Origin of the sequence: Streptomyces humi (genome assembly GCF_001005085.2) — a bacterium.
Classification (GTDB): Bacteria; Actinomycetota; Actinomycetes; order Streptomycetales; family Streptomycetaceae; genus Streptomyces; species Streptomyces humi.
The window spans coordinates 35,126-55,954 of record NZ_LBMU02000099.1 but is presented as its reverse complement, the minus strand read 5'-3'; the positions used below and the strand labels follow the sequence as shown (position 1 = coordinate 55,954).

Genomic DNA, 20,829 nt, shown 5'->3' with positions numbered 1-20,829 from the left:
CCGGAGGCCGGAGGCCGGTCAGGGGGGTGGTGCGGGCCGCAGGGCCCGCACCACCGCCCAGATCACCGAGATGAACGGCACGGCCACCACCGCACCGATCACCCCCGCCACGATGCTGCCGGCGATGACGGACACGGCGACGACCAGGGGGTGCAGACGTACCGCCCAGCTCATCACCAGCGGGTGCAGCACGTGCCCCTCCAGCTGGCCGATGACGACGATGAGGACCAGGACGGCGGCGGCCGTGAACGGTCCGCGGCCGGCCAGCGCGACCACGGTGGCCACGCCCAGCGCGACCGGTGAGCCCACCAGCGGGACGAACGCGGCGAAGAACTCCAGCAGGGTGAGCGGGAGCGCGAGCGGCACCCGCAGCACGAGCAGGGCGACGCCGACGAGTACGGCGTTGGTGGCGGCCACGATGATGATGCCGCGGGTGTATCCGGCGAACGTCAGCCAGGCCGCCCGGCCCGCACGGTCCCAGGCGGGACGGGCGCCGGCGGGCAGCAGTTCGCGGCTGGTCCAGGCCCACAGCCGTTCACCGGAGTGGATGAAGAAGACCGAGGCGAACAGGGCGAGCGCGACCCCGGTGACCAGTTCGACGAGCGTGCCGAAGCCGCTGAGCGCCCTGCTGACCAGGTTGGAGCGGTGGGCCTGGACGTAGTCCACGATCTGCTGCTGGAAACGGGACAGGGCGCCAGGGCCGAGCCGGAAGGGCGGGTGCTGGAGCCAGACCTCGATCCGGTGGATGCCGCCGCGGAACTCGTCGGTGAGCGTCGCCGACTCCTGCGCGACCGCGTTGCCGACCAGGGCCAGCAGTCCGCAGAACAGGAAGATGCTGCCGACCATGCTCACGGCCACGGACAGCGGCCTGGGCAGCCACCGGCCGATCAGGTCGGCGAGCGGACGCAGGACCGAGGTCACCACCAGGGCCAGGAACAGGGCCACGGCGATCAGCTGGAAACGGCCGAGGATGATGAAGACGCCGTAGACGACGATGCCGACCACGATGAGCCGCCAGGCGTAGGCGCCGGCGATCCGCAGGGCGGGGACGACGATCGCGCTGACGGACGCGGAGGCGCGCGGGTCGCGGGCCCGCTTCGGGATCCACACCGCGCGTACCGGCCGGTTGCCGGCCGTCGCGCCGCGCGCCCGGCGCGGGCGGCGCGGGCGGCCCCGCCCGGCCGCCAGTCCGCCCGCACCCGCCACCACGCCTCCCGCTGCCGACCTCCGCCTTCAGTGCACGTTAGGCGCAATTCGGACACCAGGCGGCATGCACTGGGCCAAGGGGGTCAGCACCGGGCCGGCCCAGGACCGGCCGGGACGGCGTGGGCCTCGTGGGGCGGCACGGGAGCAGCCGGGGCGGTACGGCCCGGCCGGGGTGGCACGGGAGCGGCCGGGGCGGTACGGGGACGGCCGGGGCGGTGCGGAGACGGCCAGGGCGGTGCGGAGACGGCCAGGGCGGTGCGGAGACGGCCGGGGTGGTGTGGGGACGGCCGGGGCGGTGCGGAGACGGCCAGGGCGGTGCGGAGACGGCCAGGGCGGTGCGGAGACGGCCGGGGTGGTGTGGGGACGGCCGGGGTGGTGTGGGTCAGCCGGTCGCTGTCGTGGTGACGGCTGTGCGGGCGGCGCGTTCGACCAGTTGTACGCCGTCCGGCATCGACGCGTTGCCGTCGGAGAGGACCGCGACGAGGTAGTGGTGTCCGCCGGCCGTGACGCGTCCGACGCTGTTGATGTCCCACAGGCCGGTGGCGGTGCGCATCAGCCAGCCGTTCTTGAGGGCCCACCCGGAGTCGGCGGCGGCCGACACACCCCAGGACTGGTCGGCGGCGATCTGGGTCATCAGGGTGCGGATCCGGTTCTGGGACGGCGCGTCGAGCACCGTGCCGCCGGTGTCGAAGATCGCGCGCAGCAGTCGTATCTGGTCGCCCGCCGTGGTCCGGGTGAGCCCCCACCTGCCGTCCGGGCCGCCCGTGGTCGAGGTCAGGCCCAGCCGTCTGTTCGCCGAGTCCAGACCGGGGGCCTGGCCGATGGCCCGCCACAGGGCGCTGGCCGCGGTGTTGTCACTGTCGCGGATCATCACGTCCGCCTGGGCGCTCTCCCGCGCGGTGAGGTCGCGCCGGTGGTCGCGCGCGTGCAGCAGCAGCGCCGCGAGGATGTCGACCTTGACGATGCTGGCGGTGTCGTACGGCGTGTCGTCGCCGTAGACGGCCGGGTCCCGTCCGGTGCCGTCGAGGTCGAGTACGGCGGCCGTGACCCGTGACCCGCCCCGCGCCCCCACGGCGGTGCGGAAGTCGGCGGTCGTCGTGCCGGTGCCGGTGCCACTGCCGGCGGCCATGGCCGCCGGCGCGGCTCCGGCGAGCAGGGTCACCACCGTGGCCAGGACGGACAGGGTTCGGTTGAGCATCGCGGGGCGCCTTCGCAGTTCGGGTCGCAGGGGCACAGGACTGCGAACGTAGACAAAATGCCCGGCTCGCGACATGACGGCCGCCACGCCGCGGCCGGTTTGTGAGCAGGACAACAGGAGCGGACCCGTACCGGCAGTGCCGTGCCGTGCCGTGTCGTGCTGTGTCCTGCCGTGTCGTGTCGTGCCGGTGTACGGAACAGGGATTCCGGATGCCTCATCCGGGCCCGTACGGGGGAAGAATGTGACCAGAGTGGCGGACCAGCCCTGGGAGGTGCCATGAGCACATCGGCGGAACCGCGGGTGGGCGGCCTGGAGGTCCGGTCCATCGACTACGTGCCGCTGGACGAGCGGCACGGCAAGCTGTGGCACCTGGGCCCGTTGTGGTTCATGTCCAACGCGCAGATCGCCACCCTGGCCGTGGGGCTGATCAGCATCACCGAGGGCGGCAACCTGATCTGGTCGCTGCTGGCGATCGTCGCCGGCACCCTGATCGGCACGTTCTTCATGGCGTTCCACTCCGCGCAGGGTCCGCAGCTGGGCCTGCCGCAGATGATCCAGTCGCGGCCGCAGTTCGGCTACGTCGGCGCGCTTCTGGTGTGGCTGTTCGCGTATGTGCAGTACGCGGGCTTCAACGTGTTCAACACCATCCTGGCGGGCGAGTCCCTGCACGCCACGATCCACGGCGGGGTGAAGCTGTGGGTGGCCGTCGTCACGGTGATCGCCCTGGTCGTCGCGCTGGTGGGCTACGACATCATCCACAAGGCCGAGCAGGTCCTGACGTACGCCTTCCTGGTCATCTTCGGGATCTTCACCGTCGGGGTGCTGGTCACCCTGCACTACCCGGCGGGCTCCTTCGACCTGGGCGCCTTCAAGGCCACCCCGTTCCTGGCCCAGTTCGGCGTGGTCGCCGGGTACCAGATCAGCTGGGCCATCTACGTCTCGGACTACTCGCGCTACCTGCCGCCGGACGTGACCGTCCGCAAGACGTTCTACTGGACGTACTTCGGTTCGGCGCTCGGCGGCATCTGGCTGATGGTGCTCGGCACGCTGCTGGCGGCCTGGGCGGGCGACGGCTTCGACACGATCTCCTCGATCAACGCCGCCGGCGACAAGGTCTTCGACGGCTTCGGCGCGATCGTGCTGCTGTTCGCCGCGCTGGGCCTGATCTCGGTCACCGCGCTGAACATGTACGGCGGTTCGCTCACCCTCATCAGCGCCCTGGACTCCTTCAGACGGATCCGGCCGACCCTGAGCGTGCGGCTGGTCACGCTGATCGTGACGGCGGTGCTCTCGCTGATCGGGGCGCTGGCGGCGACGGCGAACTTCCTGACGAACTTCAACAACTTCCTGCTGCTGGTGCTGTATCTGTTCATCCCGTGGACCTCGGTGAACCTGATGGACTACTACGTGGTGCGCCGCGGGCACTACGCGATCGCCGAGATCTTCAAACCGAACGGCATCTACGGCCGCTGGGGCTGGCAGGGGATCATCTCCTACCTGGTGGGGTTCGTCGTGATGATCCCGTTCTTCTCCGTCGGCACGCTCTACGTGGGCCCGGCCGCCAAGGCCCTGGACGGCGCCGACATCTCCCTGTTCATCGGGTTGCCGGTGTCGGCGGTCCTGTACTGGGTGCTGACCCGCTCCGTCGACGTCGAGGAGGAGACCCGCATCGCCGAGGCGGAGGCCGCGGCCCTGGAGCAGGCGGCGCACGAGCACCGCGAGCCGTAGGGCGTCCGCCGGACCGGCCGCGCGGCCGTCAGTACGCGGAGTTGACGTTGTCGATGGAGCCGTAGCGGTGGGCGGCGTAGTTGGCGGCCGCGGTGATGTTGGCCACCGGGTCGGTGACGTTCTGCGCGGTGCCGGCGACGTGGTAGGCCTTGAAGGTGGGGTCGATGACCTGGAGCAGGCCCTTGGAGGGGGTGCCCTGCTGGGCGTTGACGTCCCAGTTGTTCTGGGCGGCGGGGTTGCCGCCGGACTCGCGCATGATGTTGCGCTTGAGGCCCTCGTAGCTGCCGGGGATGCCCTTGGACTTCATGATCTGAAGCGACTGCTTGATCCAGCCGTCCAGGTTGTTGGCCTTGCCGGTCTGCCGGGCGGCGGTGCTGCTGTCACCGGAGGCCGAGGCCACGGTGGCGGTGTGCGCCTGCGTCAGCTCGGCGGCCTGCGCGTTGGCCGGCATCAGGGTGAGCGCGGCGGCCGCGGCACCGGTGGTGGCGAGGCCGGCCAGGCCGAGACGGGCGATGCGGGTGCGGTTGGTCATGATCATGTGAAGGAAACTCTCCGGTGGGGGACGGCGTCGGCGCCGGCCGCGTGAGCGGCGGCGTGGGGGCGGGGCCCCGGGCTGCCGGCGGGAGTGGACGGACCCGGCGGGGATCCGCTCGGTCCGCCGCCTCGCTCCCGGCGACGACAGCAATGGTTAGCGGCGCCCGCGGCGGGACGCAATGATGTGACGTACTACGCCACTTCGTACGAATGAGGCGAAATGTCCGCTATATGATGCTTGGCGGCTGTTCAGTGGCATCCGTGGCTACGACGGCGCATAGGATGTGATCTGGCCCCTATGGGTGGCGTCACGCTCCTGAGCCGTCCACAGCTCCCGTACAGCCCTTCGCGAGAGCATCCGCTCATGTCTGACACCCCCACAGCGGCACCGGGCGCGATCCGGGTGCTGATCGTCGACGACGAACCCGAGCTGACCGAGCTGCTCTCCGTGGCCGTCACCGCGGCGGGCTGGCGGCCGTACGTGGCCCAGAACGGGTACGGCGCGCTGCGCGCCGCCCGCAGATGCGGCCCCCACGCGGTCGTGCTGGACGGCATGCTCCCCGACCTGGACGGGATCCAGGTGCTGCGCCGGCTGCGGTACGAGAACACCAGGCTGCCCGTGCTCATGCTGACCGCCCGGGACGCCGTGGAGCACCGGCTCGACGGGCTCTCCTCCGGCGCCGACGACTACGTGACCAAGCCCTTCTCCGTGGAGGAGGTGATGCTCCGGCTGCGCGGACTGCTGCGCCGTTCCGGGGCCGGCGAGGACGCCGAGGACGGGGTGCGGGTCCTCGGCGACCTGGTGCTCGGCGAGCGGACCCGCGAGGTGCGCCGTGGCGACACGGCCATCTCGCTCACCGCGAAGGAGTTCGACCTGCTGCGGTTCCTGATGAGCCACCCCCGCCAGGTGCTCAGCAAGACACAGATCCTCGACCACGTGTGGAACAGCTCCTTCGACGGCGGCGGAAACCTGGTCGAGGTGTACGTCTACGGCCTGCGCGCGAAGATCGACAAGGAACGCCGGCCGATGATCCACACCGTGCGCGGCGCCGGATACGTCATCAGGCCGGCGGAAGACGAGGTATGAGGTCCCCGCGCCGGGTCCTGGCCGCGCTCCGCGGGCGCTCACTGCGGGCCCGTATGGTCCTCGTGCACTCCCTGACCCTGGCCGCCGTGTGCACGGCGATGGCCGTCGCCACCGTCCTCGTCCAGCGCTCCTACCTGATCACGGACCTGGACCAGCGGGTGACCGACGCCGCCGAGCACAGCCAGGGCGGCCGGGAGCACGGACCGCCCGGCGGGAACCTCGGCTTCCTCAACGAGCGCGGCCAGCACACCGGCACCCTGGCCGCCCTCGTGGACGGGAACCGGATCACCACCGCCGAGGTGGTGACCGACGACGGCCCGCGCACCCTCACCGCCGCCCAGCGCGCCGCCCTGGCCGGCATCCCTGCCGACGGCGCCCTGCGCACCCGTACGATCCCCGGTCTGGGCGCCTACCGGCTGACGGCCGTCACCGAGGACGGCACCACCATGCTGGCCGGGCTGCCCGTGGGCAGCGTGCAGCAGATGATCGACTCCCTGGTCGTGGTCGAGGCCGGCATCGCAGGGGTGGGGCTGGTGCTCGCGGGTTCCGTGTCCGCGATGTCGGTCCGGCGCCAGCTGCGGCCCCTGCGGCGGGTCGCCACCACCGCCGTCGAGGTCTCCCGGGCACCGCTCGACCGGGGCGAGGTCACCGGACTCACCCGGGTCCCGGCGCCGGACACCGATCCGCGCACCGAGGTGGGCCAGGTCGGGGTCGCGCTCAACCGGCTCATCGACCACGTCGAGTGGTCCCTGTGCACACGCCAGCGCGCCGAGGAGCACATGCGACGCTTCCTCGCCGACGCCAGCCATGAGCTGCGCACCCCGCTCGCCTCGATCGCCGGGTACGCCGAGCTGATGCTGATGGGCGTGGACACTCACAAGATCGAACCGGACCTGGCCTGGCGCCGGGTCTCCGCCCAGTCGGCACGCATGACCGGACTGGTCGAGGACCTGCTGCTGCTCGCCCGCCTGGAGGAGGGCCGGCCCCTGGAGTCGGCGGAGGTGAACCTGGCCACCCTGGTCGGCGACGCGGTGTGGGACGCCCGGGCCGCCGGTTCCGGCCACCACTGGCAGCTGGTGCTGCGCCTGGACGCGCCCGCGACCGTGCTCGGCGACGCCGCCCGGCTGCACCAGGTGGTGGCGAACCTGCTGGCCAACGCGCGCACCCACACCCCCGCCGGCACCCGCGTCACCGTCACCGTGGAGACCGCCGACGGACACTGCGTGATCCGCGTGCACGACGACGGCCCCGGCATCCCGCCCGACCTGCTGCCGACCGTCTTCGAACGCTTCACCAGGGGGGACGCCTCACGCTCCCGTACCCCCGGCACGGCGGGCGGGGCGGGTCTCGGACTGGCCATCGCCGCCGCGATCACCCAGGCCCACGGCGGCCGAGTCGAGGTGACCGGCGCGCCCGGCGGCACCGAGTTCGCCGTCACCCTGCCGCTGGCGCCCTCGGCCGCCCACCTCACCCTGAGGCTTTCCTGAATCCACAGCGTCCCCACATAACCCCAGGTCACCGGAGGCTTTTCGGGGCCATCGGGCAACTTGCCTCAGCTCAGCCTCAGTCGGGCGCAGCACGCTGGTCGTCCGGTGGCCGTCCGCGAGGGACGCGCCCACGACGAAGGGAGCCGCATGCCCGAGATCGACACCGGTGACGGCCCGGTGCGCGTACCGGAGCGGACCGAGGCGAGCCGCCGCAACTTCATGCGCAAGGTGTTCTTCGCGTCCGGGGCGACCGCCCTGGTGACGATGGGCAGCGCCGGGGCCTGGACGGCGCTCGCCGACGACAGCACCGGCACGGCCGACGCGTCGGCCAGCCCCTCCCCCAGTGCCGCGCCGAGCGGCGGCCCGGGCGGCGGCGCCGGCGGACCGGGCAACCAGTCGCTGACGGAGGAGTTCTTCGGCCTCACCACGGACGGCAGGCGGATCGACGACCTGTTCACCGTCCACTCCACCAGGGTCGACACCGCGCCCGTCATCACCGCGGCGAACGCCTTCCTGGCCGGTCTGACCGACACCCAGAGGTCCGCGACCCAGTTCACGGTCCACTCCACCGAATGGCGGCTGTGGAGCAACGTCGACTCCTACAGCCGGCAGGGCGTGTCGCTCGCGGACCTGAGCGACACGCAGAAGGACCTGGGCACGGCCCTGCTCAAGTCCGCGCTCAGCGCGGACGGCCTGGAGACCACGGAGAAGATCCGCCGGATCAACCAGGCGGCCGGCGAGGCGATCGGCAACACGAAGTCCTTCAACGAGGACGCCTACTACTGGACCCTCATGGGCACCCCGTCGGCCACCGAGCCCTGGGGCTTCCAGTTCGACGGCCACCACTGTGTGATCAACTACTTCGTCCTCGGTGACCAGGTCGTCATGAGCCCCTGCTTCTGGGGTTCGGAGCCGACCTCCATGGAGATCGACGGCGAGACGGTCACCGTCTGCCACGAGGAGGTGCTGGCGAGCCTCGCCTTCGTCGACTCGCTCTCCGCGGACCAGCGGGCGGTCGCGATCGTCTCGGCCACCAAGACCAACGAGTCGATGAAGGCGGGCGCCTTCTCCGACAACGCCGTCCAGGCGTACGAGGGTCTTCGCGGCGACGCCCTCACCCGCGTCCAGAGGCAGCAGCTGCTCGGCATCGTCGAGGCGTTCGTCGACCGGGCCAGGGCCGATGCGGCGAGGGTGCGGATGGCCGAGGTCCGGGCGCATCTCGACGACACGTACGTGACCTGGGCCGGCGGCACGGGCGCCGACGACGCGTTCTACGTCCGCGTGCACAGCCCCGTGGTCTGGGTCGAGGTCGACTGCCAGGCACCCGGTCCACTGCGCGGCGCGTACGGCGGCGCCGAGGGCGTTCCGACGCAGATGCACGTCCACTCGATCATCCGCACGCCCAACGGCAACGACTACGGCAAGGAACTGCTCCGCCAGCACTACCTGACGTCACCGCACCACCGGTAGCCCCTCCCCCGCCGGCTTCCACCGCAGGTGGACGCTCTCCCCCGTCCGGTCCGCCCGGAGCAGCGACAGGCGGGGGCGTACGGCGTCGGTGCGTGAGGTGGGCGGCTTGCGGCGGCCGGCCCGGAACTGCACCGGCCACTCGGCGGCCGGGCCCCGGTACTCCTGGTCGGCGGCCGCGTGCAGGGTCCAGTGCGGGTCGTAGAGATGGGTACGGCCCACCGCGCACAGGTCGGCGCGTCCGGCCAGCAGGATGGAGTTGACGTCGTCGTAGGAGGCGATGGCGCCCACCGCGATCACGGCGGTACCGCTGGCGGCGGCCACCTCGTGGCGGATCCGGTCGGCGAACGGGGTCTGGTAGGAGCGGCCGTAGGCGGGCTGCTCCTCCTTGGTGACCTGGCCGGTGGAGACGTCGATGGCGGCGGCGCCGTGGGCGACGAAGGCGCGGGCGATCTCGACGGCGTCGTGTTCGGTGTTGCCGTCGGGGGCCCAGTCGGTGGCGGAGATCCGCACGATCACGGGGCGTTCGGCGGGCCAGGCGGCGCGGACGGCGTCGAAGACCTCCAGCGGGTAACGCAGCCGGTTCTCCAGGGATCCGCCGTACTCGTCCGTGCGGTGGTTGGCGATCGGGGACAGGAACGACGACAGCAGGTAGCCGTGCGCGCAGTGGAGTTCGAGGAGGTCGAAACCGGCCTCGGCGCCTCGGCGGGCCGCCGCCACGAACTCGGCCGTGATCCGGTCCAGGTCGGCGCGGATGAGTTCGCGGGGTACGGGCAGGCCGGGGCCGTACGGCAGTTCGGACGGGCCGACGGTCTCCCAGTTGCCGTCGGGCAGGGGTTCGTCGATGCCCTCCCACATCAGGCGGGTGGAGCCCTTGCGCCCGGAGTGGCCGAGCTGGAGGCCGATGCGGGCGCTGCTGTGGGTGTGGACGTAGGAGACCACGCGCCGCCAGGAGTCGCGCTGTTCGTCGTTCCACAGCCCGGTGCAGCCGGGGGTGATGCGGCCCTCGGGCGAGACGCACACCATCTCCGTCATCACCAGCCCCGCCCCGCCCATGGCCTTGGAGCCGAGGTGGACCAGGTGGAAGTCGCCGGGGACGCCGTCGACGGCGGAGTACATGTCCATCGGGGAGACGATCACCCGGTTCTTCAGCTCCAGCTGCCCGATGCGGAACGGCTGGAACATCGCGGGGGCCCTGGTGCCCAGCCCCTGTGCCGCGGCGAAGGCCTGGTCGACGAGGTCGGCGAACTCCTGGTCCCGGGTGCGCAGGTTGTCGTAGGTGATACGGCGCGAGCGGGTGAGGAGGTTGAAGCAGAACTGGGCCGGTTCCTGGCGGGCGTACATGCCGATGTTCTCGAACCACTCCAGCGAGGCCTGCGCGGCCCGCTGGGTGGACTCCACCACGGGGCGGCGCTCGGCCTCGTACGCCGTCAACGCACCCTCCACGTCCGGGTGTTCGTGCAGGCAGGCGGCGAGGGCGAGGGCGTCCTCCATGGCCAGCTTGGTGCCGGAGCCGATGGAGAAGTGGGCGGTGTGGGCGGCGTCGCCGATGAGGACGAGGTTGCCGTGGTGCCAGTGCCGGTTGCGGACCGTGGTGAAGTTCAGCCACTTCGAGTTGTTCGCGAACACCTCGTGGCCGCCCAGCTCCTCGGCGAACAGCTCGCGGATCCGGGCCACGGCCTGCTCGTCGGAGACGCCCGGCGCGAACACCACGTCCTCGGTGGCGTCGAAGCCCGCCCGGCGCCAGACGTCCTCGTGCATCTCCACGATGAACGTCGAGCCGCTGTCCGAGTAGGGGTAGCCGTGGACCTGCACGACACCCCACTCCGTCTCCTTCACGAAGAACTGGAAGGCCTCGAAGACCCGGTCCGTGCCCAGCCACATGTACTTGCTGTGCCGGCGGTCCAGTCGGGGACGGAAGACGTCCTCGTGGGCCGCGCGGACGCCGGAGTTGACGCCGTCCGCGCCCACGACGAGGTCGTACGACGCCCGCAGTCCGGCCACGTCGGGGGCGGGGGCGGAGAAGCGCAGGTCGACGCCGAGTTCGCGGCAGCGCTCCTGGAGGAGGTGCAGGAGTTCCTTGCGGCTCATGGCGGCGAAGCCCTGGCCGCCGACGGTGTGGGTCTCGCCCCGGTAGTGGATGTCGATGTCCGTCCAGCGGGCGAAGCGGCGGGACATCGCCTCGGAGAAGACGGTGTCGGCGTTCTCGATGCCGCCGAGCGTCTCGTCGGAGAAGACCACCCCGAAGCCGAAGGTGTCGTCGGGGGCGTTGCGTTCCCACACGGTGATCTCGTGGGCGGGGTCCAGCTGCTTCATCAGGGCCGCGAGGTAGAGACCTCCCGGGCCACCGCCGATGATCGCGATCTTCAAGGGAGTTCCTCTCACTGCTCAGCGGCCTGCTCAGCGGCCAGCTCTGCTTCGATGATCTTGCGGAGCGCGAACCGCTGGAGTTTTCCGCTGGTGTTGCGCGGCAGGACGTCGTGGAAGCGGACGTCCCGCGGGTACTTGTAGGGCGCCAGGACCCGCTTGACGTGGTCCTGGATCTCCCTGGCCTTCGCCGGGTCCCCGGTGACGCCCTCGCGCAGCACGACGAAGGCGCAGACGACCGAGCCGCGTTCGGGGTCCGGGCGGGCCACGACGGCCGACTCGACGACGTCGGGGTGGGTGTCGATGGCCGCCTCGACCTCGGGACCGCCGATGTTGTACCCGGAGGACACGATCATGTTGTCGCTGCGGGCGTGGTAGTAGAAGTAGCCGTCCTCGTCGCGGTGGAAGATGTCACCGGTGACGTTCCAGCCGCCCACGACGTAGTCGTGCTGGCGCCTGTCGTCGAGGTAGCGGCAGCCGACCGGGCCGATGACACCGAGCCGTCCGGGCTCGCCGGGGCCGAGCTCCTCGCCGTCGAAGCCGAGTATCGTCGCGCGGTACCCCGGGACGGGGCGGCCGGTGGCACCCGGCCTGATGTCGTCGCCGGCGGCGGAGATGAAGATGTGCAGCAGCTCGGTCGCGCCGATGCCGTCGATGACTTTCAGGCCGATGCGCTCCCGGAGCTCCTCCCAGGTGGTGAGCGGTATGTGCTCACCGGCCGACACGCCGGCGCGCAGGCCGGCCAGTTGCCGTTCCCCGCCGTCGCGGGTGATCGCCTTGTAGGCGGTGGGGGCGGTGGCGAGGACGGTGACGCCGTGTTTCTCGACGAGGCCGGCGAGTTGGGCGGGGGTCGCCGTCTCCGTGAGCAGGGCGCAGGCGCCGGCCCGCAGCGGGAAGACGACCAGCATGCCGAGGCCGAAGGTGAAGGCGAACGGCGCGGTGCAGGCGACCACGTCGTCCGGCCGCAGCCGCAGGATGTGGCGGCCGAAGGTGTTGTCTATGGACAGGATGTCCCGGTGGAAGTGCATGGTGATCTTCGGGACGCCGGTGCTCCCGGAGGTGGGACCGAGCAGGGCCACGTCGTCGGCGGCGGTGTCGACGGCGGTGAACTCACCCGGTTTGGCGGCGCACCGGGCGATCAGGTCGTCGGCGCCGGTGCCGCCGTACGCGACCACGCGCAGGCCGGGCAGCGCGGTGCCGCGGACCGTGTGGACGTCCTCGGTGAAGCGGTGGTCGACCAGGGCGACGGACGGCTGTGTCCGTTCGGCGATCGGGACGATCTCGCGGGCGCGCAGTGCGGCCATGGTGGTCACCACGACCCCGCCGGCCTTGAGGACGCCGAGCCAGCAGGCCACCGCCCAGGGGTTGTTGGGTGCGCGCAGCAGGACACGTTGTCCGGGGACCAGGCCCAGGTCCTCGGTGAGGACCCGGGCGACCTGGTTGGCGCGGGTGCGCAGGTCGCCGTAGGTCCACAGCTCCCCGGCCGGGGTGCGCAGGGCGGGCCGGTCCGGGCCGTGCCGTTCGACGGCCGCGTCGATGAGTTCGGCCGCGGCGTTCAGGCGGGCCGGGTAGGCCAGTTCGGGTGTGGTGAACTCGATGACGGGCCACTGTCCGGCGGGCGGGAGGTGGTCCCGGGCGAAGGTGTCCACGTGCGAGGTGGGAGAGAGCGGAAGAGCCAACGTGAGGTTCCTTCCGGGAGCCCGCCGGTGGCGTACGGCGGACGGCTCAGGCGGGGCGGATCATGCCCTCCTGGACCACGGTGGCCAGGTGGCGGTGGTCGCGGGTGAAGAAGCGACCCGTGCCCAGTCCGCGGCCCGCGTCGGCGGCCACCGCTTCCTGGAGGTAGAGGAGCCAGTCGCCGACCGGACCGGGCCGGTGGAACCACATCGCGTGGTCGAGGCTGGCGGTGACCAGGCCGGGGTCCGCCCAGGCCAGATCGAGGACCCGCAGGACGGGTTCGAGGATGGTGTAGTCGCAGACGTAGGCGAGGGCGGCGACGTCCCGCTGGGCGTCGGCGAGTCCCTCGACGGGACGCAGCGCGTCGAACGGCCGTACCCAGACGGCCTGGTGGGGCTGACGCCGGCCTTCGACGGTGAGGTAGACGGGGCCGGGGACGTGGCGCATGTCGAAACCGCGGCCGCCGCACCAGTAGGCCTTGGACTCGGCTGTCATGGTGCCGCCGGTCCGGTCGGCGAGGTACTCGGCCGAGCCGGGGAGGTCCTCGGGATCCGGGACGCCCTCGGCGAACTCGGCGTGGAACGACGAACCGGGCTCCCCCGCCGCGAAGTTGGCGAGGCAGACGTAGAGCACCTTGCCGTTCTGGTAGCCGCGTACCTGGCGGGTGCTGTAGCCGCGGCCGTCGCGCAGCACCTCCACCTCGTAGCGGACCTCGGCCCCGATGTCCGCGGGGCGCAGGAAGTAACTGTGCATCGAATGCAGGGACTTGCCGTCGGGCACCGACCGCATCGCCGCGGCCGCGGCCTGGGCGACGAGGTCGCCGCCGTAGGCCTTGGGCCAGGGGCAGGGCTGGGTGGTGGCGGTGAAGGCGAGGTCGAAGTGCTCCGCCGGTGCGGGCTTCAGGGTGAGGGCCGCGGTGACGATCTCGGAGGTCGGGGCGGCCGGCGCGGCGCTCACCGGGTCAGCCAGTCGCGCAGGTCGGCGTCGGCCACGTCGGTCAGGTTCACCACGATGTTGTCCGGGGTCCGGGTGGTCATCCACACCAGCGGTTCGGTCCGGGAGAGGTTGCACTCGACGTGCGGCATGAAGGGCGGGACGAAGACCCAGTCGCCCTCCTCCATGTCGACGTAGTCCTCGAACTTCTCGCCGAAGTAGATCCGGGCCCGGCCGGACAGGACGTAGCCGCCGGTCTCGGCCTCGCCGTGGTGGTGGGTGACCGAGCGGTATCCGGGCTCGTTGCTGACCTTGCCGTACCAGAGGCGGCGCGCCGGGGTGTGCTGGGCGCTGACGCCCGACACGCGGACGGCGCCGCCCGAGTCTGCGGTGTTCACGTCCTCCAGACCGGCCCGTGTCACCACGGGGGCGACGATGCCGCTGGGCAGGCGGTACATCGTGTTGTCGCCCTCGAGTCGGTACTCACTGCTGTGCTCGGCATGCGGCTGCCGCCGCGGGGCGGGCTCCATGGAATCGGCTCCGTTTCCGTGGGCTTGCGGGGGTCCGGAACAGGACCGCGCTCTATCTCGTATTTTTCACGGTCGTCATTTATTGTCAATATGCCTGGCCGTACGGCAGGCGCCGGACACCACCGAACGGAGGCCTCATGACTCCCGTCGCCGTGAACCCGCCCGAACTGCCCGCCCCGAGCGGCTACTCGCATGGCACGCTCGCGGGGAACACGCTCCATCTGGGCGGCCAGACCGCTCTCGACGCCGATATGAAGATCGTGCCGGGCGGCATCGTGGAGCAGTTCCGCCAGGCGTTCGGCAATGTGCTCGCCACGCTGCGGGCGGCGGGAGGTGAACCGCGGGACCTGGTGAGCGTGACGATCTACCTCACCGACATCCCCGACTACCAGGCGCACGGCAAGGAGATCGGCAGGGTGTGGCGGGAGCTCGCGGGGCCGGTGTATCCGGCGATGGCGGGCATCGGCTGCACCGCGCTCTGGCAGCCGGAGGCGATGATCGAGATCCTGGGTGTCGCCGTGATCCCGGAGGAACGCCTGATCAGGCCGTAGCGCCCGGCGAGCACGGGGTGCCGGGGTGCCGGAGGGACCGCAGGGGCGTGCGCGGGTGCGGAAGGGGGCTGGAGGTTCCGTCGGGGCGTGCGCGCAGCGGAGAAGGCCGAAGGGTCCGTCGGGGCGTGCGCGGGTGCGTGGCGCCTAGGGGGTGGTGCGGATGACCGCCAGGGCGTGCTCGCGGGCGGGCTCGCTGAGCGTCTTGTCGAGTTCCTCGAAGAGCGCGCCGGCGGTCTCGCCCTTCCAGCCCGGCGGCAGCAGGGTCAGCGGCAGCCCGGGGTCGCGGTACGGGAGCCTGCGCCATTCGGTGAGCATCGGCAGGTAGATCCCGAACGCCTCCCGCGGAGGGATCGCGCCCCTCGCGGCCCGCTCACTGACCTGGCGGTAACGGTCCAGGAAGTCCGCGTAGAGCGCGGTGAGCTCGTCGAGGTCCCACCACTCGCGGACCTTCGCCGCCAGGTCGCCGAAGGCGAAGTGGTCGCCGGTGAAGATGTCCACGTACGGCGTCAGTTCGAGGCGTCGCAGGGTGCGGCGGGTCTCGTCGGCGAGGATCCCCGGGGCCACCCACACCCCGGGGGCCGCGGTGCCGAAGCCCAGCCGGGTGAGGGCGGTGCGCAGGGCGTGGCGCTTGTCGCGTTCGGACTCGGGCACCGAGAAGACGACGACGAGCCAGCCGTCGCCGGCCGCGGCCCGGTGCCGTTCGAAGATCCGGACGTCGCCCTCCTCCAGCACCTCCAGGGTGCCCGCGGAGAGGGCGTACCCGGCGGCGCCTTCGTGCCGCTCGCCGTGCAGCACCCCGCGCCGCTTCAGGCGGGAGACGGCGGAGCGCACGGCCTGTCCCTCCACGCCGAGGTCGGCCATGAGACGTATGACGGAGGCGACGGAGAGCCAGTTGTGCTCACGGCGCGCGTACAGCGCGAAGAGGCTGATGATCAACGGGCCCAGCCGGCTGTCCCGCCCGCCGGTGCCGACGGCGGCGGGCGACGGGGAATCGGCTTCCGCTGTCATGTTCCCCCACCTCCGGTCGTCGTGACCCCACGCGGACCCTTCGGAACCCTTCCGGAGCCTTCGGGGTCTTCTGATCGCGCAGCAGCCTATCGCGCCCGGCGGGACGCCACCGGCGGTGGTGCGGCCGGCGGACGGAGCACCACGGGGCGGCCGATCGGGCATCGAATCCGGCCGTGCCACGGTTGTCACCCAAGTCTCTGGTAGTTCTGGTGCCTGCGTTGTCTCTGCCGTCACAGTTGGGGAGCCCGACATGACCACACCCCGGGACCTGTTCCTCGTCACCGTGTACGACGCGGCCGCCCGGCCCGTCGAGCAGGGCGACCTCTCGCTGGCACTGGCGGGAGCCGAACTGGTCGATCTCATCGACGCCGGGGCGGTCACGCTCGACGGCGACCTCCTGGTGCCCGCTCCGCAGGGCGCGACGGGAGACCGGCTCCTGGACGAGGCGGCGGCGGCGCTGAAGCGGGAGGCTCCTTACGAGTCGGTGGAGGACTGGCTGTGGCGCCGGGGGCGTGGCCTGGGCGCCGCCTATCTGGACGCCCTGGAGGCGGACGGCACGGTGGTGGCCCGGCAGCCGCGGCGGCGCTGGCTGCCGCTGCCGACCGGGCGGACCGAGCCGTCCGACTCTCCCGAGCGGGCCGGGGCGCACGAGCGCTGGACCTCGGGCGAGCCCGTGCTGGCCGCCCTCGCGGCCGCCGTGGGGGTCCGGGACGAGGCGGCCAAGGACCTGGCGGGGGTGGCCCCCGACGCGACCGTGACGGTGGTGGCCGCCGTGAACGACGCGGTGACGGAGCTCGCCGCCGTGCGCCAGCGGCGCGAGATCGAGGACGCGGCCTTCGACAACGTCTGGCGGGGCCTGTGACGGTCGCCGCCCGGACGCGGTCCGCGCGGGAGGCCGGGGATCCCGGCCTCCCTTCGGTCCGGGGACGCCCTCACTTGAGGCCGCTGAGCATCACGCCCCTGATGTAGTGCTTCTGGAGCAGCAGGAAGAGGGTCAGGATCGGCAGGGTGCTCAGGACGAGACCGGCCATCACGATGGGCATCGTGCGGGTCGGGTCGACGTAGTCCTGGAGGAGCTGGATGCCGACGGGCAGGGTCATCACGTCCGGGTCGGCGGTGGAGACGAGCAGCGCCCAGATGTACTCGTTCCAGGCGTCGACGAAGGTCAGCAGGCCGAGCGTGAGCAGGACCGGCCTGGTCTGCGGGACGACGATCCGCCACCACACGGTGAACTCGCCCGCTCCGTCGATGCGGGCGGCCTCCAGGACCTCGTCCGGGATCGAGATCATGAACTGCCGGGTCAGGAAGATCCCGAAGCTGCTGACCAGGAACGGCATGGCGAGCGCCACGATGCTGACGGTGAGTCCCGCGCCGCCGCGCCCGAGCAGGTCGTTGCCGCCCGCCAGCGGCCAGTGCACCAGGATCAGGAAGTGCGGGATGAAGAAGAGGAACGGCGGGAACATCATCGTCGACAGCACCAGACGGAAGACGAGGTCCCGGCCGGGGAAGCGGAGTTTGGCGAGCGCGTAGCCGGCCAGCGAGGACGTGAGCAGCACCGAGCCGGTGATCAGGGCCGTGGCCACGACGCTGTTGCGGAAGAGCACCGGCAGGTCGAGCTGGTGGACGGCCGCCCGGTAGTTGGACAGGTCGAACGCCCTGGGCAGGAACCGGTACGGCAGCGTGCCCGCCTCGGCCGGCCCCTTGAAGGACGTCATCACCATGTCGGCGAACGGCACCACCGTCAGCACCGCCCCGGTGACCACCAGCAGGTACGACAGCCACGGGAAACGGCGGCGGTTCATACGTCCTCTCCTCTGCGCCGGAAGAACCACAGCTGCGCCAGCGTGACCGTGAGGACGACGGCGAACAGCACGAAGGCGGCGGCGCTCGCGGTGCCCCAGTCGCCGTAGGAGAAGGCCTGCCGGTACATCTCCAGCGCCGCCACCTCGGTCGCGTCGCCCGGTCCGCCCTTGGTCATCACGATGATGAGCGCGAACGACTGGAGACCGGTGAGGAACTGGGTGACACACACGAACACCAGGGACGGCCGCAGCAGGGGCAGCGTGATCCTGAGGAAGACGGTGCCGGGGCCGGCGCCGTCGAGGGCGGCGGCCTCGTAGTACGTCTCGGGGATGGACTTCAGTCCCGCGGTCAGGACGAGGATCGCCGAACCGACCGAGGCCCAGGCCTGCACGACGACGACCGAGGGCAGCGCGGTGTCCGGGTCCTGGAGGAACGCCACGGAGCCGAACCCGAGCGCGTTGAGGACGCCGTTGACCAGACCGCCCGGCTCGTACATGTACTTCCAGACGTTGCCGACGGCGACCACGGTCGTGACGATCGGCAGGAAGTACAGGGTGCGCCACAGCCCCTGGAACCGCAGGTTGTCGATGCAGGTGGCGACGAGCACGGAGCCGGCGAGCGCGAGGGCCACGGTGCCGAGCGCGAACAGCAGCGTGTTGGTGAGGACCGGCGTCAGGAACGTGGAGCCGTCGGCGAACAGGGCGGCGAAGTTGTCGAGTCCGACCGGCTGGATGTCGCCGAGGTCGAACCCGGCCCACCGGGACGTCGACAGCAGCACCGCGAAGCCCAGTGGGAGGACCAGGAAGACGGCGAAGAACAGCAGTGCCGGTGCCAGGAACAGGTAGGCGACGACGGCCTGCCGACGGCCGCGGCGGTCCCGGCCGTGGATGCCGGTGGCGGGCGCGCCGGGCGCCGCCCGCCGGGTCGTCTCCGGTGTCAGGGTGGCGTTCACCATGACCGGGCCACCTCCTGGTCGACCTGGCGGCGGGTGGTGCGCAGCGCCTCGTCGACCGACTGCCGGCCGGTCCACAGCGCCTCGATGTTCTTGCGCAGCAGCGACTTGGCCTGCTGCGCGCCCGGCATGTTCGGCTCCGGCACCGCGTACCCGAGCGCGTCCAGGAACGGCCGCAGGTTGGGGTCGGCGCCCGCCCCGAGCAGGGTCCGCATGTCGTCGGCGCGGCCGGTCAGGGAGCCGACCGACACCTGAAGGGCGCTCATCCGGGTCGTGCCGCGCACCTTGTCGGTGTTGAGCCAGCGCAGGAACTCCCAGGCCTCGCGGGGATGCCGGGCCGCGGTGTTGACGCCCAGCATGAACCCGGTCGCGAGGGTGGCCCGTTCGCCGCCCGCCTCGGGGAGCGGCACGGGTACCACCCCGACATCGCGGTAGGCACGGCCCATCAGGGACTTCAGGTCGGCCGTCCACCAGCCGGCGCTGATCACCATGGCCACCTGCCCGGACGCGAACGCGCTGTAGACGTTGACGCCGGGGTCGCTGGCGCCCCTGGCGACGAGGCGCCGCTCCAGGTCGAACACGGCCCGGCCGGCCGCCGAGTCGAGGTCGGTCCGCCTGCCGTCCGGCGAGACGAACCGTCCGCCGGCGGTGCTGAGCAGCGCGAGGGTCTGCCCGACGGTGGTGGAGTCGTCGAAGGCCGACAGGCCGAACCCCTGGACCAGCGTGTTGCCGTACCGGTCCCGCCGGGCCGTGCGGTAGGCCGTGTCCTCCAGCTCCCGCCAGGTACGCGGCGGTCCGCCGACGCCGGCCTCGCGCAGCAGCCGTTTGTTGTAGTAGAGGGCGTACGTCTGGAGTTCGGTGGGGTAGCCGTAGACCGTGCCGTCCACCGAGGCCGAGCCGACCGCGGCGGCCCCGTAACCGCGTCTGATCTCGGCGGCGTGCGGGGCGGGCGCGGGCCGCAGCACGCCGGCCCGGACGAGCTGGCCGTTCCACAGGCAGTACGGGTGCAGGAGGTCGGCGCCCTGGCCCGCGGCCTGCCGGACCATGACCGTGGTCAGCAGGTCGGTGAACTCCACGGCCTTCGTGGCCACCTTGACCCGGTCGTGGGTGGTGTTCCACTCGTCCACAGGTCCGCGCAGCGCCTCCTTGAGCGCGCCGCTCGCGTAGTGCGAGAGCAGGGTGAGGACGATCGGGTCGCCGGTCCTTCCGGTGCCCCGGGAGGGTGCGGCGCAACCGGCCGCGAGCAGCGCCGAGGGAAGCGCGAGCGCGACGTGGCGGCGGCGCGGTGTCCGGGTCACCGGGCCGCTTCCCGGCGCATCACCTGGAACACCCGGGTCGTGGTGAAGCCGGTCTTGCGGTAGAGGTGGCCGGCCGGGGACTGCGCGCCGGTCCACAGGAACCACGCGGAGTGTGCCCGGCGGGCCCGCATCCGTTCCAGGACCAGGTGCAGGAGGACTTCGCCGAGTCCGGTGCCGCGCATCTCCTCCAGCACCCCGATGGGGCCGAACCGCTCGTCCACCGCGTCGAACGCGCCGTGCATCGCCCAGCCGACCATGCGGCCGTCGGGGTCCCGGGCGGTGACGATCCGGTCGAGTGGGGTGCCGGCCGTCAGGCACGCCCGGATGGTGCAGGCCCAGTCCGGACCGAAGCGGCTGCCGGCGAGGCCGAGGAGGTCCACCAGGTCGTCGTCGGTGGGGGTCGCGAACCGGTGCCCGCGCGCGGTCAGTTCACGCACGCGCCGCACGACGTCGTCCGGCATGCGGTAGCCGACCAGGGTGCGGTCCATCGCGGCCGCCTCGTACAGCGTGCGAAAGCCCAGCGAACCGAGGAGCCCGGCCGCCTCCGGGTAGGCCTCGGCGTCCAGCCCGGGGAAGACGTAGTTCGGGGTGTACGAGGAGAAGTCCACCCGGGTACGGCCGTGACCGGCCAGCCAGTCCAGGGCCTCGGTCAGCAGCCGGCGGCCGAGACCCCGGCGGCGGTGGTCCGGGGCGACGAAGAAGAACGGGATCCAGCCCTGCTCCGGCTCCACGTCGGTGCCGGCCATCGGGGTCAGCCGGCGCACCGCGTAGGCGGCGCCGACGACCCGGTCACCGTCGACGGCGACCCGCAGGCCGTCCGGATCGAAGTTGGGGTCGAGCAGCACCAGGGAGCGGAAGCGGTCCGGGGTGACGGGGTCGGCGGGCGCGCTCCGGGCCCACGCCGCCACCAGCCGCGGGCCGTCGCCCGACCGGAAGCCGCGGATCCCGGCGCGGGATGTCGTCGTCGTGCCGTCGGTCATGGCCGGGTCGTCCTTCCGGAGCG

At 71.9% G+C, this 20,829-nt stretch carries 18 protein-coding genes; 6 read left to right on the top strand and 12 right to left on the bottom strand.

Annotated features, from left to right (window positions below):
* Window positions 1-18: 18 nt before the first annotated feature.
* Both AAW13_RS37490 and AAW13_RS37485 read right to left on the bottom strand, forming a co-directional pair.
* Complete coding sequence (locus tag AAW13_RS37490) at window positions 19-1,206, bottom strand: AI-2E family transporter (RefSeq protein WP_079179123.1); 1,188 nt, start codon at window positions 1,204-1,206, stop codon at window positions 19-21.
* Window positions 1,207-1,588: 382 nt separating this feature from the next.
* Window positions 1,589-2,404, bottom strand: coding sequence for a serine hydrolase (locus AAW13_RS37485; protein WP_046728888.1), 816 nt, complete (start codon window positions 2,402-2,404; stop codon window positions 1,589-1,591).
* Window positions 2,405-2,680: 276 nt separating this feature from the next.
* On the opposite strand from AAW13_RS37485, the gene AAW13_RS37480 reads away from it, so the two are divergent.
* Window positions 2,681-4,132 (top strand): purine-cytosine permease family protein, encoded by a 1,452-nt coding sequence (locus AAW13_RS37480; protein WP_206306347.1) that lies wholly within the window; start codon window positions 2,681-2,683, stop codon window positions 4,130-4,132.
* A gap of 28 nt (window positions 4,133-4,160) precedes the next feature.
* Here AAW13_RS37480 and AAW13_RS37475 read toward each other — a convergent pair whose 3' ends face one another.
* Window positions 4,161-4,670, bottom strand: coding sequence for a transglycosylase SLT domain-containing protein (locus tag AAW13_RS37475; protein WP_046728890.1), 510 nt, complete (start codon window positions 4,668-4,670; stop codon window positions 4,161-4,163).
* A gap of 360 nt (window positions 4,671-5,030) precedes the next feature.
* Here AAW13_RS37475 and AAW13_RS37470 point away from each other — a divergent pair, with 360 nt between their 5' ends.
* From AAW13_RS37470 to AAW13_RS37460, 3 genes are all read left to right on the top strand, one after another.
* Window positions 5,031-5,753 (top strand): response regulator transcription factor, encoded by a 723-nt coding sequence (locus tag AAW13_RS37470; protein ID WP_046728891.1) that lies wholly within the window; start codon window positions 5,031-5,033, stop codon window positions 5,751-5,753.
* On the top strand, window positions 5,750-7,240 hold the full coding sequence (locus AAW13_RS37465; RefSeq protein WP_046728892.1) for a sensor histidine kinase: 1,491 nt from the start codon (window positions 5,750-5,752) through the stop codon (window positions 7,238-7,240). Before AAW13_RS37470 ends, AAW13_RS37465 begins: the two co-directional genes overlap by 4 nt.
* Before the next feature lie 147 nt (window positions 7,241-7,387).
* The gene (locus tag AAW13_RS37460) at window positions 7,388-8,710 is read left to right on the top strand and encodes a DUF3500 domain-containing protein (RefSeq protein ID WP_046728893.1); all 1,323 of its coding nucleotides are present in this window, start codon (window positions 7,388-7,390) and stop codon (window positions 8,708-8,710) included.
* On the opposite strand, the gene AAW13_RS37455 is transcribed toward AAW13_RS37460, so the two are convergent.
* Genes AAW13_RS37455 through AAW13_RS37440 form a run of 4 tightly spaced genes read right to left on the bottom strand, consistent with a single transcriptional unit; the run spans window position 8,693 to window position 14,214 of the window.
* Entirely contained in the window at window positions 8,693-11,077 is a 2,385-nt protein-coding gene (locus AAW13_RS37455; protein ID WP_046728894.1) for a bifunctional salicylyl-CoA 5-hydroxylase/oxidoreductase, read from the bottom strand. The two genes, AAW13_RS37460 and AAW13_RS37455, sit on opposite strands and share 18 nt — an antisense overlap.
* Before the next feature lie 11 nt (window positions 11,078-11,088).
* Entirely contained in the window at window positions 11,089-12,753 is a 1,665-nt protein-coding gene (locus tag AAW13_RS37450) for an AMP-binding protein (RefSeq protein ID WP_046728895.1), read from the bottom strand.
* Between the two features lie 46 nt (window positions 12,754-12,799).
* Complete coding sequence (locus AAW13_RS37445) at window positions 12,800-13,708, bottom strand: acyl-CoA thioesterase (protein WP_046728896.1); 909 nt, start codon at window positions 13,706-13,708, stop codon at window positions 12,800-12,802.
* Window positions 13,705-14,214 carry a cupin domain-containing protein gene (locus AAW13_RS37440; RefSeq protein WP_046728897.1) on the bottom strand — a complete coding sequence of 170 codons (510 nt, stop codon included), beginning with the start codon at window positions 14,212-14,214 and terminating at the stop codon, window positions 13,705-13,707. The genes AAW13_RS37445 and AAW13_RS37440 overlap by 4 nt, the downstream gene beginning before the upstream one ends.
* Before the next feature lie 137 nt (window positions 14,215-14,351).
* On the opposite strand from AAW13_RS37440, the gene AAW13_RS37435 reads away from it, so the two are divergent.
* Complete coding sequence (locus AAW13_RS37435) at window positions 14,352-14,765, top strand: RidA family protein (RefSeq protein WP_046728898.1); 414 nt, start codon at window positions 14,352-14,354, stop codon at window positions 14,763-14,765.
* 144 nt (window positions 14,766-14,909) lie between these two features.
* Here the strand turns inward: AAW13_RS37435 and AAW13_RS37430 are convergent, their stop codons facing one another.
* A complete protein-coding gene (locus AAW13_RS37430) occupies window positions 14,910-15,773 on the bottom strand; it encodes a PaaX family transcriptional regulator (protein WP_046728899.1) in 864 nt (287 codons plus the stop codon).
* 250 nt (window positions 15,774-16,023) lie between these two features.
* Between AAW13_RS37430 and AAW13_RS37425 the strand changes: the two genes are divergently transcribed.
* Window positions 16,024-16,635: a GOLPH3/VPS74 family protein gene (locus AAW13_RS37425; RefSeq protein WP_046728900.1), complete on the top strand. Its 612-nt coding sequence runs from the start codon at window positions 16,024-16,026 to the stop codon at window positions 16,633-16,635.
* 70 nt (window positions 16,636-16,705) lie between these two features.
* Here AAW13_RS37425 and AAW13_RS37420 read toward each other — a convergent pair whose 3' ends face one another.
* From AAW13_RS37420 to AAW13_RS37405, 4 genes are read right to left on the bottom strand one after another with little or no spacing between them, the layout of a single operon-like run.
* The gene (locus AAW13_RS37420) at window positions 16,706-17,575 is read right to left on the bottom strand and encodes a carbohydrate ABC transporter permease (protein ID WP_046728901.1); all 870 of its coding nucleotides are present in this window, start codon (window positions 17,573-17,575) and stop codon (window positions 16,706-16,708) included.
* On the bottom strand, window positions 17,572-18,531 hold the full coding sequence (locus AAW13_RS37415) for a carbohydrate ABC transporter permease (RefSeq protein ID WP_046728902.1): 960 nt from the start codon (window positions 18,529-18,531) through the stop codon (window positions 17,572-17,574). Before AAW13_RS37415 ends, AAW13_RS37420 begins: the two co-directional genes overlap by 4 nt.
* Window positions 18,525-19,826 (bottom strand): extracellular solute-binding protein, encoded by a 1,302-nt coding sequence (locus AAW13_RS37410; RefSeq protein ID WP_046728903.1) that lies wholly within the window; start codon window positions 19,824-19,826, stop codon window positions 18,525-18,527. Before AAW13_RS37410 ends, AAW13_RS37415 begins: the two co-directional genes overlap by 7 nt.
* A complete protein-coding gene (locus AAW13_RS37405) occupies window positions 19,823-20,806 on the bottom strand; it encodes a GNAT family N-acetyltransferase (RefSeq protein WP_046728904.1) in 984 nt (327 codons plus the stop codon). The genes AAW13_RS37410 and AAW13_RS37405 overlap by 4 nt, the downstream gene beginning before the upstream one ends.
* Window positions 20,807-20,829: the final 23 nt, after the last annotated feature.

What these genes read in the sequence shown, in the direction of transcription:
- AAW13_RS37485 (WP_046728888.1), bottom strand. Translation starts at nt 2,404, where the DNA reads ATGCTCAACCGAACCCTGTCCGTCCTGGCCACGGTGGTGACCCTGCTC.
- AAW13_RS37480 (WP_206306347.1), top strand. Translation starts at nt 2,681, where the DNA reads ATGAGCACATCGGCGGAACCGCGGGTGGGCGGCCTGGAGGTCCGGTCC.
- AAW13_RS37475 (WP_046728890.1), bottom strand. Translation starts at nt 4,670, where the DNA reads ATGATCATGACCAACCGCACCCGCATCGCCCGTCTCGGCCTGGCCGGC.
- AAW13_RS37470 (WP_046728891.1), top strand. Translation starts at nt 5,031, where the DNA reads ATGTCTGACACCCCCACAGCGGCACCGGGCGCGATCCGGGTGCTGATC.
- AAW13_RS37465 (WP_046728892.1), top strand. Translation starts at nt 5,750, where the DNA reads ATGAGGTCCCCGCGCCGGGTCCTGGCCGCGCTCCGCGGGCGCTCACTG.
- AAW13_RS37460 (WP_046728893.1), top strand. Translation starts at nt 7,388, where the DNA reads ATGCCCGAGATCGACACCGGTGACGGCCCGGTGCGCGTACCGGAGCGG.
- AAW13_RS37440 (WP_046728897.1), bottom strand. Translation starts at nt 14,214, where the DNA reads ATGGAGCCCGCCCCGCGGCGGCAGCCGCATGCCGAGCACAGCAGTGAG.
- AAW13_RS37435 (WP_046728898.1), top strand. Translation starts at nt 14,352, where the DNA reads ATGACTCCCGTCGCCGTGAACCCGCCCGAACTGCCCGCCCCGAGCGGC.
- AAW13_RS37430 (WP_046728899.1), bottom strand. Translation starts at nt 15,773, where the DNA reads ATGACAGCGGAAGCCGATTCCCCGTCGCCCGCCGCCGTCGGCACCGGC.
- AAW13_RS37425 (WP_046728900.1), top strand. Translation starts at nt 16,024, where the DNA reads ATGACCACACCCCGGGACCTGTTCCTCGTCACCGTGTACGACGCGGCC.
- AAW13_RS37420 (WP_046728901.1), bottom strand. Translation starts at nt 17,575, where the DNA reads ATGAACCGCCGCCGTTTCCCGTGGCTGTCGTACCTGCTGGTGGTCACC.
- AAW13_RS37415 (WP_046728902.1), bottom strand. Translation starts at nt 18,531, where the DNA reads ATGGTGAACGCCACCCTGACACCGGAGACGACCCGGCGGGCGGCGCCC.
- AAW13_RS37405 (WP_046728904.1), bottom strand. Translation starts at nt 20,806, where the DNA reads ATGACCGACGGCACGACGACGACATCCCGCGCCGGGATCCGCGGCTTC.